The organism is Streptococcus cristatus (assembly GCF_003943505.1).
Lineage (GTDB): Bacteria > Bacillota > Bacilli > Lactobacillales > Streptococcaceae > Streptococcus > Streptococcus cristatus_E.
Map to the genome: position 1 here is coordinate 127575 of NZ_RJPS01000006.1, position 14569 is coordinate 142143.

Annotated in this window: 17 protein-coding genes and 1 pseudogene; 2 read left to right on the top strand and 16 right to left on the bottom strand. The window is 45.7% G+C overall.

The window, feature by feature from the left end:
• Positions 1-7: 7 nt before the first annotated feature.
• From ytpR to D8792_RS06870, 3 genes are read right to left on the bottom strand one after another with little or no spacing between them, the layout of a single operon-like run.
• Positions 8-634: a YtpR family tRNA-binding protein gene (gene ytpR, locus D8792_RS06860; protein WP_125373436.1), complete on the bottom strand. Its 627-nt coding sequence runs from the start codon at positions 632-634 to the stop codon at positions 8-10.
• A gap of 30 nt (positions 635-664) precedes the next feature.
• Positions 665-979, bottom strand: coding sequence for a thioredoxin family protein (locus tag D8792_RS06865; protein WP_125373437.1), 315 nt, complete (start codon positions 977-979; stop codon positions 665-667).
• Positions 979-1263 (bottom strand): DUF4651 domain-containing protein, encoded by a 285-nt coding sequence (locus D8792_RS06870; protein WP_015604288.1) that lies wholly within the window; start codon positions 1261-1263, stop codon positions 979-981. The genes D8792_RS06865 and D8792_RS06870 overlap by 1 nt, the downstream gene beginning before the upstream one ends.
• Positions 1264-1389: 126 nt before the next feature.
• Between D8792_RS06870 and pepA the strand changes: the two genes are divergently transcribed.
• Positions 1390-2454 (top strand): glutamyl aminopeptidase, encoded by a 1065-nt coding sequence (gene pepA / locus D8792_RS06875; protein ID WP_125373438.1) that lies wholly within the window; start codon positions 1390-1392, stop codon positions 2452-2454.
• A gap of 119 nt (positions 2455-2573) precedes the next feature.
• Positions 2574-4058 carry a DUF1846 domain-containing protein gene (locus tag D8792_RS06880; protein ID WP_005591255.1) on the top strand — a complete coding sequence of 495 codons (1485 nt, stop codon included), beginning with the start codon at positions 2574-2576 and terminating at the stop codon, positions 4056-4058.
• Positions 4059-4265: 207 nt separating this feature from the next.
• Here D8792_RS06880 and D8792_RS06885 read toward each other — a convergent pair whose 3' ends face one another.
• From D8792_RS06885 to D8792_RS06950, 13 genes and pseudogenes are all read right to left on the bottom strand, one after another.
• Positions 4266-4700, bottom strand: coding sequence for a hypothetical protein (locus D8792_RS06885; protein ID WP_125373439.1), 435 nt, complete (start codon positions 4698-4700; stop codon positions 4266-4268).
• A gap of 9 nt (positions 4701-4709) precedes the next feature.
• Positions 4710-4874: a hypothetical protein gene (locus D8792_RS06890; RefSeq protein WP_125373440.1), complete on the bottom strand. Its 165-nt coding sequence runs from the start codon at positions 4872-4874 to the stop codon at positions 4710-4712.
• Positions 4871-5074 carry a type II toxin-antitoxin system RelB family anti-toxin gene (gene relB / locus D8792_RS06895; protein ID WP_125373441.1) on the bottom strand — a complete coding sequence of 68 codons (204 nt, stop codon included), beginning with the start codon at positions 5072-5074 and terminating at the stop codon, positions 4871-4873. Before relB ends, D8792_RS06890 begins: the two co-directional genes overlap by 4 nt.
• A 148-nt stretch (positions 5075-5222) precedes the next feature.
• Positions 5223-6260 carry a sensor histidine kinase gene (locus tag D8792_RS06900; RefSeq protein ID WP_125373442.1) on the bottom strand — a complete coding sequence of 346 codons (1038 nt, stop codon included), beginning with the start codon at positions 6258-6260 and terminating at the stop codon, positions 5223-5225.
• Positions 6227-6925, bottom strand: a complete 699-nt coding sequence (locus D8792_RS06905; protein ID WP_125373443.1) for a response regulator transcription factor — start codon at positions 6923-6925, stop codon at positions 6227-6229. The genes D8792_RS06900 and D8792_RS06905 overlap by 34 nt, the downstream gene beginning before the upstream one ends.
• Before the next feature lie 12 nt (positions 6926-6937).
• Positions 6938-7660: a lantibiotic ABC transporter permease gene (locus D8792_RS06910; RefSeq protein ID WP_125373444.1), complete on the bottom strand. Its 723-nt coding sequence runs from the start codon at positions 7658-7660 to the stop codon at positions 6938-6940.
• Positions 7660-8448 (bottom strand): lantibiotic ABC transporter permease, encoded by a 789-nt coding sequence (locus D8792_RS06915; RefSeq protein ID WP_125373445.1) that lies wholly within the window; start codon positions 8446-8448, stop codon positions 7660-7662. The genes D8792_RS06910 and D8792_RS06915 overlap by 1 nt, the downstream gene beginning before the upstream one ends.
• A 1-nt stretch (position 8449) precedes the next feature.
• Complete coding sequence (locus tag D8792_RS06920) at positions 8450-9157, bottom strand: ABC transporter ATP-binding protein (protein WP_125373446.1); 708 nt, start codon at positions 9155-9157, stop codon at positions 8450-8452.
• Positions 9158-9252: 95 nt separating this feature from the next.
• Positions 9253-10065, bottom strand: a complete 813-nt coding sequence (folK, locus tag D8792_RS06925; RefSeq protein WP_125373447.1) for a 2-amino-4-hydroxy-6-hydroxymethyldihydropteridine diphosphokinase — start codon at positions 10063-10065, stop codon at positions 9253-9255.
• 27 nt (positions 10066-10092) lie between these two features.
• Positions 10093-10647 (bottom strand): GTP cyclohydrolase I FolE, encoded by a 555-nt coding sequence (gene folE / locus D8792_RS06930; RefSeq protein WP_125373448.1) that lies wholly within the window; start codon positions 10645-10647, stop codon positions 10093-10095.
• Positions 10628-11971, bottom strand: a complete 1344-nt coding sequence (locus tag D8792_RS06935; RefSeq protein ID WP_125373449.1) for a bifunctional folylpolyglutamate synthase/dihydrofolate synthase — start codon at positions 11969-11971, stop codon at positions 10628-10630. Before D8792_RS06935 ends, folE begins: the two co-directional genes overlap by 20 nt.
• 2 nt (positions 11972-11973) lie before the next feature.
• Entirely contained in the window at positions 11974-12924 is a 951-nt protein-coding gene (gene folP / locus D8792_RS06940) for a dihydropteroate synthase (protein WP_185758419.1), read from the bottom strand.
• Positions 12925-13890: 966 nt separating this feature from the next.
• A pseudogene (locus D8792_RS06950) lies at positions 13891-14561 on the bottom strand (CPBP family intramembrane glutamic endopeptidase).
• Positions 14562-14569 lie beyond the last annotated feature (8 nt).

Consider the following 14569-nt stretch of genomic DNA (forward strand, 5'->3'; position numbering starts at 1 on the left):
GTAAGTCTTAAGACTGCCAGTGTTTAGCTGGATCAAAGGCCGTTCCGACCGTTTCGCTATCCGCCAATTCAATGATACCACGTTTTTGTGGCGCATTTGGCAACTGTAGCTCCCGTGGGCTGCACATCATACCAAAACTCTTTTCGCCACGGAGTTCTCCTGGAAAGATGAGATTGCCCTTCGGCATCATAGCACCAGGCAAGGCCACAATCGTCTTGAGGCCGACATGTGCATTCGGAGCACCAGCCACGATTTGAACTATCTTGTCGGCTGCCACCTGCACCTGACAAATATTGAGGTGGTCACTGTCAGGGTGGGCTACCATCTCAAGGATTTCTCCCACAACAAACTTAGGTTCTGAGTCCTTAACCAGCTCAGCTGGGAAGCCTTCTTTGGTCAATTCTTGGTTGAGAGCCGCAACTTGCTCATCCGTCAGCTCAACTTGTCCGCGCTCTGCAATTTCAAAAAGGTCTGACAGTTCAAAAATGTTCCAAGCTACTGTCTGTCCATTATCTTCGCGGTAAACACGCGCTACATTTCCTTTGCGCTCAGCGCTTAGCTTAGCTCCCTGATCATCGGCAGCGATCACCATGAGGACATCTCCGACATGCTCTTTGTTGTATGTAAAAATCATTTCTTCCTCCAAAAATACTTTTAAATCTTCTTATAAACTCGCTAAAAAATCATTGATTTGACTCTTGGTCTTACGGTCGCGATTAACATAGCGACCAAGCTCTCGTCCATCTTCCACAACAACCAGACTAGGTATCCCATAAACATCCCATTTTTGGGCTACAGCCATATACTGATCCCGATCCACCTCGACAAAGGTAAAGTCAGGATTTTCAGCTTCTATCTCTGGCAGAAAAGGCCTGATAAAGCGACAGTCTCCGCACCAATCTGCTGTGAAAAAGAAGACAGTCTTCCCCTTATGATCCACATAAGAAGCCAGCTCCTCCATACTTTGCGGCCGAATCATCACTCTTCCTCGTAGGTCAACTGACCATTCTCATAGACGAAGGTGAAATGACGGTCGTCTTCTAGGACAACCCCTCCAACTGTACGGCTGTCAGTTGATTCATAAAGTTCCACATAAACCGTTGCAATCGGTCCTCGGCTGGAAAAAAACTCCCGCACGATTTGAACAATTTCTTCTCTATTACGCAGTCTTTTCTGCTCCTGCACAAGCTTGGCAGCTCCAAAGGCCACGGCTCCTGCTCCCAAAAGAGCTGTTGTGGTTAAAATGATTTTTTTAGCTTTCATGTAGAATATTTTAACACAAAAGCGCAGAGGCGACAAACAATATTACAGATTTCTAAGCTTCTTTTAGTTCATCCTGTTATTCCCTCTAAAAAAGTGATAAAATAGAGGCAGAAAGAAGGTAAATTTATGTCTGACTTATTTTCAAAAATCAAGGAAGTGACCGAGCTTTCAGCAATCTCTGGTCACGAGGCACCTGTCCGCAGCTATCTGCGAGAAAAAATCACTCCTCACGTTGATGAGGTTGTTACCGACGGTCTAGGCGGCATCTTTGGGGTTCGGCATTCCCAAGCTGAAAATGCTCCCCGAGTTCTGGTTGCGGCTCACATGGACGAGGTTGGCTTCATGGTCAGCGAGATCAAGCCCGACGGGACTTTCCGTGTAGTGGAAATCGGTGGCTGGAATCCGTTGGTCGTGAGCAGTCAACGCTTCAAACTCTTCACCCGTCAAGGTCGGGAAATCCCTGTCATCTCAGGCTCTGTCCCTCCTCATCTGACACGCGGTGCTGGAGGACCAGTCATGCCACAGATTGCGGACATTGTCTTTGACGGCGGCTTTGCGGACAAGGCAGAAGCTGAAAGCTACGGCATCCGGCCAGGAGACACGATCGTGCCAGACAGCTCTGCTATTCTCACAGCTAACGGTAAAAATGTCATCTCTAAAGCCTGGGATAACCGCTACGGCGTCCTTATGGTCAGCGAATTGGCTCAAGCCTTGTCTGGTCAAGAACTAGGCAACCAACTCTATGTCGGCGCCAATGTTCAAGAAGAGGTTGGCCTGCGTGGTGCCCATGCTTCAACGACAAAATTTGCCCCTGAGGTCTTCCTAGCTGTGGACTGCTCCCCAGCAGGTGACATCTATGGCGGCCAAGGTGCCATCGGTGATGGAACGTTGATTCGTTTCTTTGACCCCGGTCATCTCATGCTACCAGCCATGAAGGACTTCCTCCTAACAACCGCAGAAGAAGCTGGCATCAAGTATCAATACTACTGCGGCAAGGGCGGAACGGATGCTGGTGCTGCCCATCTCCAAAGCGGTGGCGTACCATCTACCACCATTGGCGTCTGTGCTCGCTACATTCATTCCCACCAAACTCTCTATGCCATGGACGATTTCCTGCAAGCCCAAGCCTTCCTGCAAGCGCTGGTCAAAAAGCTGGATCGCTCAACCGTGGACACGATTACCAACTACTAATTTCGAAAAGCAGCCCGTTCTTCATTCGGGCTGCTATCTATTTTATCTAATATACTTTCTTTTAATTTTCCAATTTGAAGAAAATTTTGTTATAATGCTTAGCAGAGGTGAAACTATACATGAAAAAAATTGCTTTTGATTCAGAGAAATACTTAAACCTGCAGCGCGACCATATCTTGGAGCGCATTAATCAATTTGAGGGCAAATTGTACATGGAATTCGGCGGTAAAATGCTGGAAGACTTCCATGCTGCCCGTGTCCTACCAGGATATGAGCCGGACAATAAAATTAGACTGCTCAAAGAGCTCAAGGACCAAGTAGAGATTGTCATTGCTATCAATGCCAATAATATTGAGCACTCTAAAGCACGTGGGGACTTGGGCATTTCCTATGACCAAGAAGTGCTGCGCCTAATCGATACCTTTAACGAGCTGGATATTTATGTAGGATCCGTAGTCATTACCCAATATTCTGGTCAGCCAGCAGCTGATCTCTTCCGCGCTCAGCTAGAAAAGAACGGGATTGACTCCTATATCCACTATCCAATCAAGGGCTATCCTACTGATATGGACCATATCATCTCACCTGAGGGAATGGGCAAGAACGACTACATCAAGACCAGTCGTAATCTAGTCGTAGTGACCGCACCTGGTCCTGGTTCTGGTAAATTAGCTACTTGCTTGTCCAATATGTACCACGACCAAATCAATGGCATCAAGTCAGGCTATGCCAAGTTTGAGACCTTCCCAGTTTGGAATCTGCCCCTGCACCATCCGGTCAATCTAGCTTATGAGGCAGCAACAGCGGACTTGGACGATGTCAACATGATTGACCCTTTCCACCTGCAAACCTACGGCGAAACCACTGTCAACTACAACCGTGATATCGAAATTTTCCCAGTCCTCAAGCGTATGCTGGAGCGCATCCTAGGCAAATCACCTTATGCTTCTCCAACAGACATGGGCGTCAACATGGTCGGCTTTGCCATTGTAGATAATGATGCGGCTATCGAGGCTTCTCAACAGGAAATCATCCGTCGCTACTACCAAACTATTCTGGACTTCAAGGCAGAGCGGGTCTCTGAATCTGCTATCAAGAAAATCGAACTCTTGATGAATGACTTGGGCATCACACCGCTGGATCGTAAAGTAACCGTTGCTGCGCGTGCCAAGGCTGAAAGCACTGGCGAACCAGCTCTGGCTTTGGAATTGCCAAACGGCGAAATCGTAACCGGTAAGACCTCTGAGCTCTTTGGCCCTACGGCTGCTGTATTGATTAATGCCATTAAGAAGTTAGCCAACATTGCCAAAGAAACCAAGCTGATTGAGCCCGAGTACGTTAAACCAATCCAAGGTCTGAAAATCAATCATTTGGGCAGCCGCAATCCGCGCCTTCACTCAAATGAAATTTTGATGGCTCTGGCGATCACAGCCATGGAAAATCAAGACGCTGCACAAGCCATGCAAGAGCTTGGAAATCTCAAGGGCAGCGAAGCTCATTCAACCGTAATGCTGACAGATGAAGACAAAAATGTCCTACGCAAACTCGGCATCCATGTAACCATGGATCCTGTTCATCAGTATGATCGACTTTATAGAAAATAAAAACAAGCTCTGTTAAAAGCTTGTTGAGAGAGAGTGGGACAGAAATCGGTAATTCGTTAGAATTCGATTTCGTCGTCCCACCTCCGCACAGTTGGGTAGGGCTGTAAAAGCTGATGAAATCAGCGTAATAGAGCCCACTCAACCACTGCGTCTTGCTCGACGATCCAAAGACAATTGAGAGGCTAGGACTTTTGTCCCAGCCTCTTTTTAATAACGCTTGGACAGGAGAAAATGCAAGAGATAGTAAAGAGCCAAAATCAGAATAATAGTCAAAGTCAGAAACTGATTGAGATTTAAAATGATAGGAAAAATCATAGACAGAAGGCTTAGCCCTGCTGCTAACAGTAAAAGGATATCAAAAAGCAGGGTGCGAGTCTTTTCGTCAATCATCCGATTGCGCTCATCCGTCACCTGAATGTAGAGCCTATTAAAGACTTCCTCCTGTTTCAAGGCAAGATTATAACGCAGAACCATCAAAGAAATCCCTAAAAGCAGACCCACCATGATGCCTTCCTGTAAATCATCCAGAGAATGAATGTAGCTCCATCCCAGTCCCAGCCAGAGGACTAGGATTAGGATGCGACCTATGATCACTTTCTTTTGAATTTTTTTCCGAAATTCTTGTTTAGTTAATGCTTCCATATCATCCTCCTATTTTTCATACGCTTGAAAAATTTTCAACATCACCACAATCAGGAACATTCCCACAAAAGGCAGGATTTCCTTAGGGATAAAATTGGCTTGCAAATGCAGATAAGATAAGCCAACCACCACCAAAATAGCCAATAGCCATTTAGACAAATAAGTCCATTTCATGCTTCATCCTCCTCAAAGAGAAACACTTCTTCAATCCTTAAATTGAAAAAGGATGCAATTCTATGAGCCAAAAGCAGCGAGGCATTGTAGCGGCCCTTTTCCAAAGAAATAATCGTTTGTCTCGTGACGTCTAGCTTCTCAGCCAGCTCCTCCTGGCTGAGTTTTTTTCTTTTCCGCAATTCTTGAATTCGATTTTCCAAGGCCGCCTCCTTTCCACAATGTAAAACAAACTTTACTTTTCAAGTGTAGTATAGCTTCCTTTACATCTTTTGTCAAGAAGAAAGCGGCAAAAACGGACTGAAACTTTAAACATTTCAGTCCGTTTAGTATTTTTATTGATTTCCTTTGTTATTTGCCTTTTAAAGCTACAGTCAATTCGACACAAGCTCCTCCTTGGTCTGGATTGAGCAGGGTCAGACGACCACCATGCAAGAGAGCGACCTGCTTAGAAAAGGCTAAGCCGATTCCATGATGGGGATTAGCTGAATTGCGACTTTGATCACTCTGGTAGAAGAGCTGTTCCGCTCCCAGCAGCATCTCCTCTGAAAATGAAGGGCCGTTGTTCCAGATAGCAAAAACCAACTGATCCTGCTGCACTGATACCGTTAGCTTCACTTTCTTTTGACCCTGGTCTGCATGTTCAAGCGCATTCAGTAAAATATTGAGCAAAGCCCGTTTGAGATAGTCCAAGTGAATCGACAAAATCAGACTAAGATCACAATCTTCTTGGAGATAAAAACGATAGCTTTCCTGTTTGCTGAATAGTGCCCAGTCGTCCTGTAGAGAGGCCAAAAAGTCCTCCAAGGAAAGCTGACTAAACTGATTAGAATCAATCTGAAAAGTCTTAGCGTAATCAATCAAAGAACCACAATACTCTTCCATCTTGTGGCTGGCCTGCAAAATCTCAGCAGCATAGTCTGCCTGCGGCTGGCTCAACTGCGCCAATTCCAAGAGCTCAGCATTCCCCTTAATCACAGTTAGGGGCGTCTTCAAATCGTGCGATGTCGCTGATAGCTGTAAAATCAACTCCTGATTATGCTGCTGCTCTTTTTCTAGAAGACGAGCATTTTCTTGGTGGCTGCTTCGTAAATCGCTATAAACTTCGAGCATTTCCTCGATCCGAAAAAGCTGGCTTTGATTTTCTTCTAAAAGCTTCTCGCTCGTTAGCATTTTTATTTCTCTGTCGATTTTTCGGAGCAATTTCAAAATATGATAAAAAGTAATCAGTAGCAAGCTCCCTGCCCAAAAGAACAAGGTGAAAAGAACGTGATTACTTCCTTGCGTAAATTCATAGCCTATAAGCACAAAAATCAAAACATGAAAAAAGACGATTTTTAAACTGGTTGTCCAGACTAGGCTTTTGAAATTTCGGGTTCTAATTGCCATCTATAGCCTACTCCTCTCACTGTTGCGATTGCTTGCAGCCCTTCTTGTTTGCATTTTTGACGAATCTGATACACGTATTCTGAGATGGAGCGAAGCTGTGTTTCTGAGCTTTCTGGGTAAAGCAAGGTATGCAGGCGTTCAGCTGAAAAGGTCTGCTTGGGATTGCTAGCAAGTAAATGCAGTAACTTAAACTCTCGCTCTGAAAATTTCAAGACTTTACCAAAACAGGCAACTTCATAGCGCTCTGGATAAAATTGACAAGAAGCAATTTCAGAATATCGCTCCTCCCGCCTCTCCTCCCGCCGAAGATGAGCTCTGACACGCGCCAGCAATTCTTTGGTCCCAAAAGGCTTGACAATATAGTCATCTGCACCACGAAAGAGCCCTTCCACTTTGTCCGCCTCCAACTCCTTGGCCGTCAGAAAGATGATTGGACACGAAAGATGAGGACGAATGTAGGAACACAGCTCAAAACCATTAACAGGCTCCATCATCACATCCAGTAGAATCAAGTCATATCCGACAAAATGCAGCAGCTCTAGCTCTTCTATCCGATCAAGCGTCGTCACATCATAAGCGTCGATCTCTAGGACGTTTTTCACCAGCTTCAAAATGCTCTGGTCGTCATCAACCACCAAAATACGATACTGTCTCATGATTTCCATTATAGCATACCTCTAGCGAACATCTCGTTTCAAGCTTAAGAATATAGCAGAACTCCAAACCAAAGCTAGCCAGAACAGCTGTATCCCCAGACCTGATAAATCTATTGAATGCTGAAGCCCTTCATACTCAAAAAGATTTAGGGTAGCTAGATCGGGCAGGTATCTTGCTTCCTTGATAAAAGTTACCAATAAACGACTGAGACCAATCAAGAGAGGAAAGAGCACCGACACCGGCACAACCCAAGATTGAAATAGCAGAGCTAGGCCGGCAGTTAAAAAAGCCAGAAAAAGATTGCTGAGAAGACCAAAAGAGCTGTAATAAAGGAATTTCCCCAGTAAAATCCAGCTAAAATCTAGGTCAAATCGAGCCAGCATCACAAAGAAACAGCCGCCTATCATAACACTATAGAGAACCAAGAGCAGCAAGAACAGAAAAAGGATTTTCCCAACCAACCAAGCCCTTCTATTTGATACGGTTAGAAAATTCGTTCTCATCCCAGACTTGACAAACTCCTGAGCAAAATAGAGCGAAGTAAAGATGACGATGACAGGCTGCGCCAGATAGAGGGAATGCAAAGTCTCGCTCAGAGCTTTCGTCTGGCCAACTGCTGTCTGACTATAGTCAAGATTCATTAGAAAAAATGGAACAGCTACCAGAGCTACCAAGGCTGCACCAAGAGCGAGATAGTAAGAACGGAACTTAATCCATTCACTTCTAAGCAGAGCTTTTATCATCAGTAGCGCCCTCCTAAATCTGTCTTCAAAAAGCGCAGAGAAGTCATGCCGCCGATGATTAGTATCCATGCGCCAAGTATCAACAGCCCTTGCAAGGGATTGTTGACATATTGGGAAGTTGGCGTTGCAGCAAACAACTCTCCTGCTGGCTGTGGCAGATAAGCTCCCCAACTCGTGTGAGCTGCCAGGTAATTTCCCAGATTATATATCTGTGGCACGAGAAAAAGCAGAGGAACTAGCATGGTCCGAGCCAATAAACCTAACAAAAATGAAAGGATTCCCAATAAGGTCAGAGATAAGATTTTCCACAAAATCAAACTCCAAGCTGCCTGATTGAGCAGAATCGGATCAAGCCCTTCCTTTCCTAAAGCCAGATGCATGACCATATAACTACAGTAGATTGATAAAAAGCTACTGGCAAGAGAAAAGCAAGCAAAGGTCATAAGTTTCCCCACAAGCAGCTTCAGGCGGTTATTACAGGTCAAGAGGCTAGTTCTCAAGCTATGAGACTGAAATTCCATAGCCCCCAAAATTCCAGCTAAAATGACCAAAACCATGCCCGCCATAGAGGCCCCGTTGAGACCCAGATATTCCAGCGGATCAATGGCTTCTGCCAGGCCGGGAACCGTCTCAGGTGTGGCATCTAAGCCGACAGATAAATACTGTCGGCCCTCCAGCCAGGATACGGCAGGCACCAAGAGCAGCATGAAGGCTATACTCACTCTGAAAGCCTTGGTTGAGCGAATTTTCAACCATTCTGAATGCAATAAGGACATCGTTTCTTTCATTTTAAACCTCCTCTGTCAAATCAAAGAAGAGATCTTCTAGACTGTCTGAATCTTGCAGCACCTCTTCCAATGGTCCCTGCTCAATAATTCGCCCATGATGAATCAAGACAACATCATCTGTCACCATTTGCACCTCTGACAGAATATGAGAGGATAGAAGTACCGTTTTCCCTAAATCAGCCTGCTGACGGATGAACTTTCTAAACCACTTAATCCCACTTGGATCTAGTCCATTAGTCGGCTCATCTAATATAAGAAACTGAGGATCACCCAGCAAAGCTGCTGCCAAACCCAAGCGTTGACCTTCCCCCAGAGACAGGCTTGACAAAAGGTCCTTCCTCTTATGAGCGATTCCAGTCATCTCCAAAACCTCATCGATCCGAGACTTGGAAATAGCATTGCTAGCCGCAATAATCCTCAAGTGGTCATAGACCTTTCGATTTGGCAGACCGCCAATGCCGTCAAAGGCTGCACCTACCGTTCTGAGCGGATAAGTCATTGACTGATAGGCTTGCCCATCAAAAGTCGCAGTTCCTGCTGTCGCCCAATCTAACCCCAAGAGAATCCTCAAGGTCGAGCTTTTACCAGCACCATTTGGACCCAGAAAGGCTGTAATCCGACCGCTTCTAGCTGTAAAAGAAATATCTTCTAAAATCTGCTTGCTGCCATGCTTTTTGCAGACTCCTTCTATTTTCACCATATGTTCCATACTGAACTCCTTTTGCTTTTTCTTTAGTATACAGGGGCAAGTTCAGAGAAAGTTCAGATAATGAAAAAAACTTGCCTTGCGACAAGTTTCTTTTCTCATTTTTCGACTGCATCCCAGAGTTGGCGGATGCTTTTTTTCTGCACCGGATCGACAAAGTGTGGAGCGATTTCCACCAGAGATTGCAAGACAAAAGCTCGCTCAGCCACATAAGGATGAGGAACAATCAAGTTTGGACTGTATACCTCCTCCTGTCCTATGTAAAGAATATCCAGATCAATCACACGAGGCCCCCATTTGATTTCCCGCACGCGACCTAAATCCGCTTCAATAGCTAGCAGCGTCTGCATTAATTCCTCAGGATTGAGCCAGGTTTCAACTTCAACAACTTGATTGAGAAACGGATCCTGCTCAACGCCGCCCCAAGGCTCTGTCTCGATACGGCTTGATGCCTGCAAAACTCTTATATTTTGCTCTGCTATTTTTTCCAAAGCCGCACCCAGATTGGCAGATGGGCTGCCTTGATTGCTGCCCAGAGCGATAAAGGCTTTCCGCTTTTGACGCACTAGCTTGACTGAGCAGGTCTCTAGAGGCAGCGGCACTGGCGCCCAAGGCTTTTTGACCTCCAAGCTGACTTTCTGTACCAAAGGATGATTCAGAAAAATCCGATCAATCAGTTTGTAAGCCAGCGTCTCAATCAAGTCTTCCTTGCTTTCCTGACACCAGTGGGTCAGATCCTGAGCCAATTCTCCATAGTGGATAGAAGCTGTCAGGTCGCCTGTTTTGGCAGCCCGAGTCATATCATAGTCCAAAATCAGATCCAGCACAAAACGCTGGCCCAGTTCCTTCTCTGCTCCAAAAACACCATGATAGGCGTACACTTCCAAATCCTTAATCCGTAGCTGATCCATGACTCTCCTCTCCTTATTGTCAAGTCCTTAATGTCCCATCAGTTTGTAAGCTTCATTTTTTAGATCCTTGTCCGTCGCTAAAACACCACGCGCCGCCGTAGTAACCGTTGCAGTGCCAGGCTTTCTGACTCCGCGCATATTCATACACATATGCTCAGCTTCCACCCAGACCAAGGCTCCTTGAGCACCCAGATAGTCCATCAAGGCCTCAGCAATCTCTACGGTCAATCGCTCTTGAATCTGCGGTTTCTTGGCATAAACCTCAACCGTCCGGGCCAGCTTGGACAGACCTGCTACCCGACCATTTGGCACATAGGCGATGTGAACCTTCCCGTAAAATGGCAGGAAGTGATGCTCACACATGGAATGGAAGAAAATATCCTTCTCCACCACCATATTATTGTCAATGATTTCAAAAGACTTGGATAGATGCTCCTCAGCCGTCTCGCCCAGCCCAGCAAAAATTTCCTGGTACATCTTGGCAATGCGGTGAGGTGTCTCCTGCAAGCCCTCACGGCTTCCGTCTTCTCCAACCGCCTCAATAATCTGGGCAACAGCTGCTTCAATTTTCTTCGTGTCCATATTCACTCCTAGATTCTTTTTCTTTGTCAATGATATAGGCTCTAACCTGAGCCAGGAAATAAAGGGAGCCCGTAATCAGCAAGAGCTCATCGTCCCTATGCTCAGCTTTCAAATAAGCCTCTAAAAAGTCCTGCCAATCAGCATAGTTCAAGCCCTGCTCGCAAGACAGCGCCTCCATTTTTTCTTTGGAAAAGCTCCGTGGATCTGCAAAACTGGTCAAAATCAGCTGACTCTTAGGTACTTGCTTGAGTTGATCTACCATTTCCTCCAGAGACTTGGTCTGGATACAGCTAAAAAGGATTTTCTTATCCAAGTCTGGATAATGTTGGTTCAAAGTCCCCGTCAATCTATCCATAGCGTGAGGATTGTGGGCGCCATCAAGCAAAATACGAGGCTGGTGCGAAATCTGCTCCATCCGACCCGGCCAGTTTGTAGCTACTAAAGCGGCGGCTATTTGCTCTTTTGTTAACAGCGGTAGTTGCTTGCTCTGACAATAGAGGTCACAGAGCTCAATCGCCAAACCAGCATTATCTACCTGATGCTGCCCCAACAGAGGCGTCTGGTAATGTTCCACCTCCCGATGGGCATTGGAAAAGCTAAAATGCTCTCCTGAGTCAGTCCCGCCCAAGCTCTGAACTTGATAAGACTGCCCATAAACATAGTGAGGCGCTTGCATTTGATGAGCCTTACCCTCTATGACCGCCAGAGCTTCTGGCTCAATCCGCCCAGTCACCAAGGGCACATTTGGCTTGATAATCCCAGCTTTCTGCTCGGCAATTGCTGCCAGAGAATGTCCCAGCAGAGCCACATGATCTAAGCCAATGGTCGTAATGGCTGTCAAATCAGGGCGGCAGACATTGGTACTATCCAAGAGGCCGCCCATGCCGACCTCCATAATGGCCACATCGACCCGCTCCTGAGCCAAATAATCATAGGCCAAAGCCGTCATGATCTCAAACTCCGTCACCCCCTGCAAAACCTCATCATTCGCTTGCTCCTCAAAGAGAGCTCGATAAGTATCTAGGAGCCGTTCCAAATCTTGATTGGGAATTGGACGACCATTGATGGCGATTTGTTCATTGTAGCTGATCAGATAGGGGGAGGTAAAGGTTCCCACACGCAGACCTCGCATTTCCAATAGGTGACGCAGGTGGGCAATGGTTGAGCCCTTCCCGTTGGTCCCTCCTATATGAATCACTGACAGCTGCAAATGAGGATTTCCCCGCAGCGCCAGCATCCGCTCTATCCGCTCCAAGCCAAAATTAGGACTATCCGTCCGATAGGCTTCCAGCCAGCTTAAATCTGGCAATTCTTCTTTCATCATACTCACTTATACTGCCGTAAATTTAGATCTTCCATTTTCTGAGCCAGTCGAATAGCATCGCCAATCTCGGCTGCCATTCGGTGGACCTCCACATCATGCACTCGGACAGCCTCGACACCCTGACTAGCTGCAATGCTGGTCAAATGAGCTGAAGCCATGTCTCTGTTTTGAAAACCAGCTTCCGTCTCTGGGTCGGTCTCAAAACCACTTTCCTCCAAGATATTGACCAAAAAGCGCTTGCGAGAAACCCCCAGAAAAATGGGAAAGCCAGACCGATGAATACTATTCAGTTCCTGTAAGAGCAAGAGATTTTCCCGCTTGGTCAAGCCAAAACCAATCCCTGGATCCAGCATGATTTGCTCCCGCTCCAACCCAGCTTGCTCAGCTCTTGCCAGTGTTTTTTCAAAAAATGCCCACATGAGCGCCTGAATATCCAGCTGCTCAAAATTTGCTAATTCTGACTCGGTAAAAGTAGGTCCAAAGCCGAAAGTCGGAAAGATTTTCGAGCTAGCATGTTGGGGCCGAGCCATGACTGGGTTGAACATGGCGATAACTGGTGCTCCAGTCTTGGCAGCCACAACTGCCATTCTCTCATCACCTAAGAGTCCCGTGATATCATTGATGATATTGGCTCCAGCGGCCAAAGCTGCTTCGGCAACTGGTGCTTTCCAAGTATCCACAGAAATGAGGATATCACTTTCCCGACGAAGAGCCTCAATGACCGGCACCACACGCCCTATTTCCGCCTCAATGTCCACAAAATGGCTGCCCGGACGAGTCGACTCTCCACCGATATCCAGCAGGTGAGCTCCCTGAGCTATCATCTTGCGCGCCTGCTCCAGAGCCTTTTCCACCGTGTCATATCTGCCCCCATCCGAAAAGGAATCTGGGGTAACATTGAGAATCCCGCAAAGGGCTGTCTTACCCTCTGGGGCAAGCTGTCTTAGATTCATCGTATTTCCTTTCCTCTTGCTACTTCTGCCTTTCAACAAAAAAGGCACACTCATCTAGTGTACCGCAAAGCCAACAGCAGATGCAGCATCCAGTCCTATGAACTGCACTCGACTTCACAAGAAGACCTCATCTGCCCCTTGTTTCATTTACCATTTTACCACAATTCCCCTATTTAAGAAAACACTTTTTACAAACAGAAGGGCAAAAGGAGGATCAGAATCAAATTCCGAAGAAGATGAGCCAGTAAGGACAATTCTAGAGATCCAACCCAAGCTTTTAAGAGCTGGACAAAAGCCATGCCTAAGCTTAGATAAATCAAAAAACAGGATAATTCTTCAGGATTTCTCAGAAAAGCAAAGAGAGCGATTCCAAAGGCAATACGCCAACTCTTCCTGTATTTCATCTGCCTGTTTTGCTTAGCCTGTGATGATATACCAAATAAATCCATGCCAATCAATAGCAAGGAGGAAGCGGAAAAACTGTTTGAGATAAGCTGCTGCAAAGGCGTTAGCTCCGAACTCGACTGCCCACAAAGGAGAACAAGACTCGCTGCATTGCTTGCAATCATTAAAAAATAAAGGCAACGTAAGTGCTGAAACCGCTTGGAAGCCCGTAGCTCTATCTNAAAATCCCGCCACTCACGAGAAAAGTAAGAGGCGTACCCAAAAAGAATGATCAAAAACAGAGAGATAAAGAGCAGACTAGGCCTTGATAAAACCAAGCGGTTGGTCATTGGCTGAAGCAAAAGCAACAAACCCGATTGAAGTAGCATAACTACTAATAAGATTTGGATAGATTTTTGAAATTTGAGACGCATATTTTTCACTCCCTAAAGCTAAGATACAATTCTCATTATAAAGCAAAAGATTCGCCCTGTTGGCTCTATGCCCTAAAAAGTCACTTTTTATCCCTGAAATGTCAAAAAAGAGGTCAAGCTGACCTCTTCATCCATTAATCACCTATGCTTAGCCTTGTGCGGCAATCATCACCAGAATAGCAATTCCATTACGCAACATATGGGCTAAAATTCCCATTTCCAAACGCTTAGTCTGGTGAACCACCAAAGCTAGAACGCCCCCATACCAGCATAAAGGACAAAACTACCGATATTGGTCGGACCATGGAAAAAACCAAAAAGGATAGAACCAACCACCAAACCAATCAACTCATGCTGGGGAAATAGCTTTTGGGGAATCAAACCACGGAAAAGAATCTCTTCCAAAATTGGCGCTGAAAAAACAGCTCCCACAATAAGCAAAACAACGGGCGTACTCTGAAACAAGTTTTGCAAAGCAGTTTGATTGGCTGTCGTTCCTGAAAGTTGGCCCTCTAGAACCATAATAATCGCAGCAAAAATACTAACTCCGAAAGTTATCAGATAGGATAATACTAGCCAGATCACTGATTTTAAATTAAAAAAACTAAAATCAAGGGTCAGTAAGCCTTCTTTTTTAGCCATTCGCAGGGCATAAAAAATGATCAGCAAATAAATCATCAGGATAAGCAAGGTGTATCCCATTGAAAAACTTTGATCTCGACCTTTGTAAAACTGGATCAGTACAAAAGGAACTTGAGTCTGTACGGCTAAAAACAAAGCCAGTAAACTATATTCCACTTTTTGCAAAAAAATTTTCATTTCTTCCT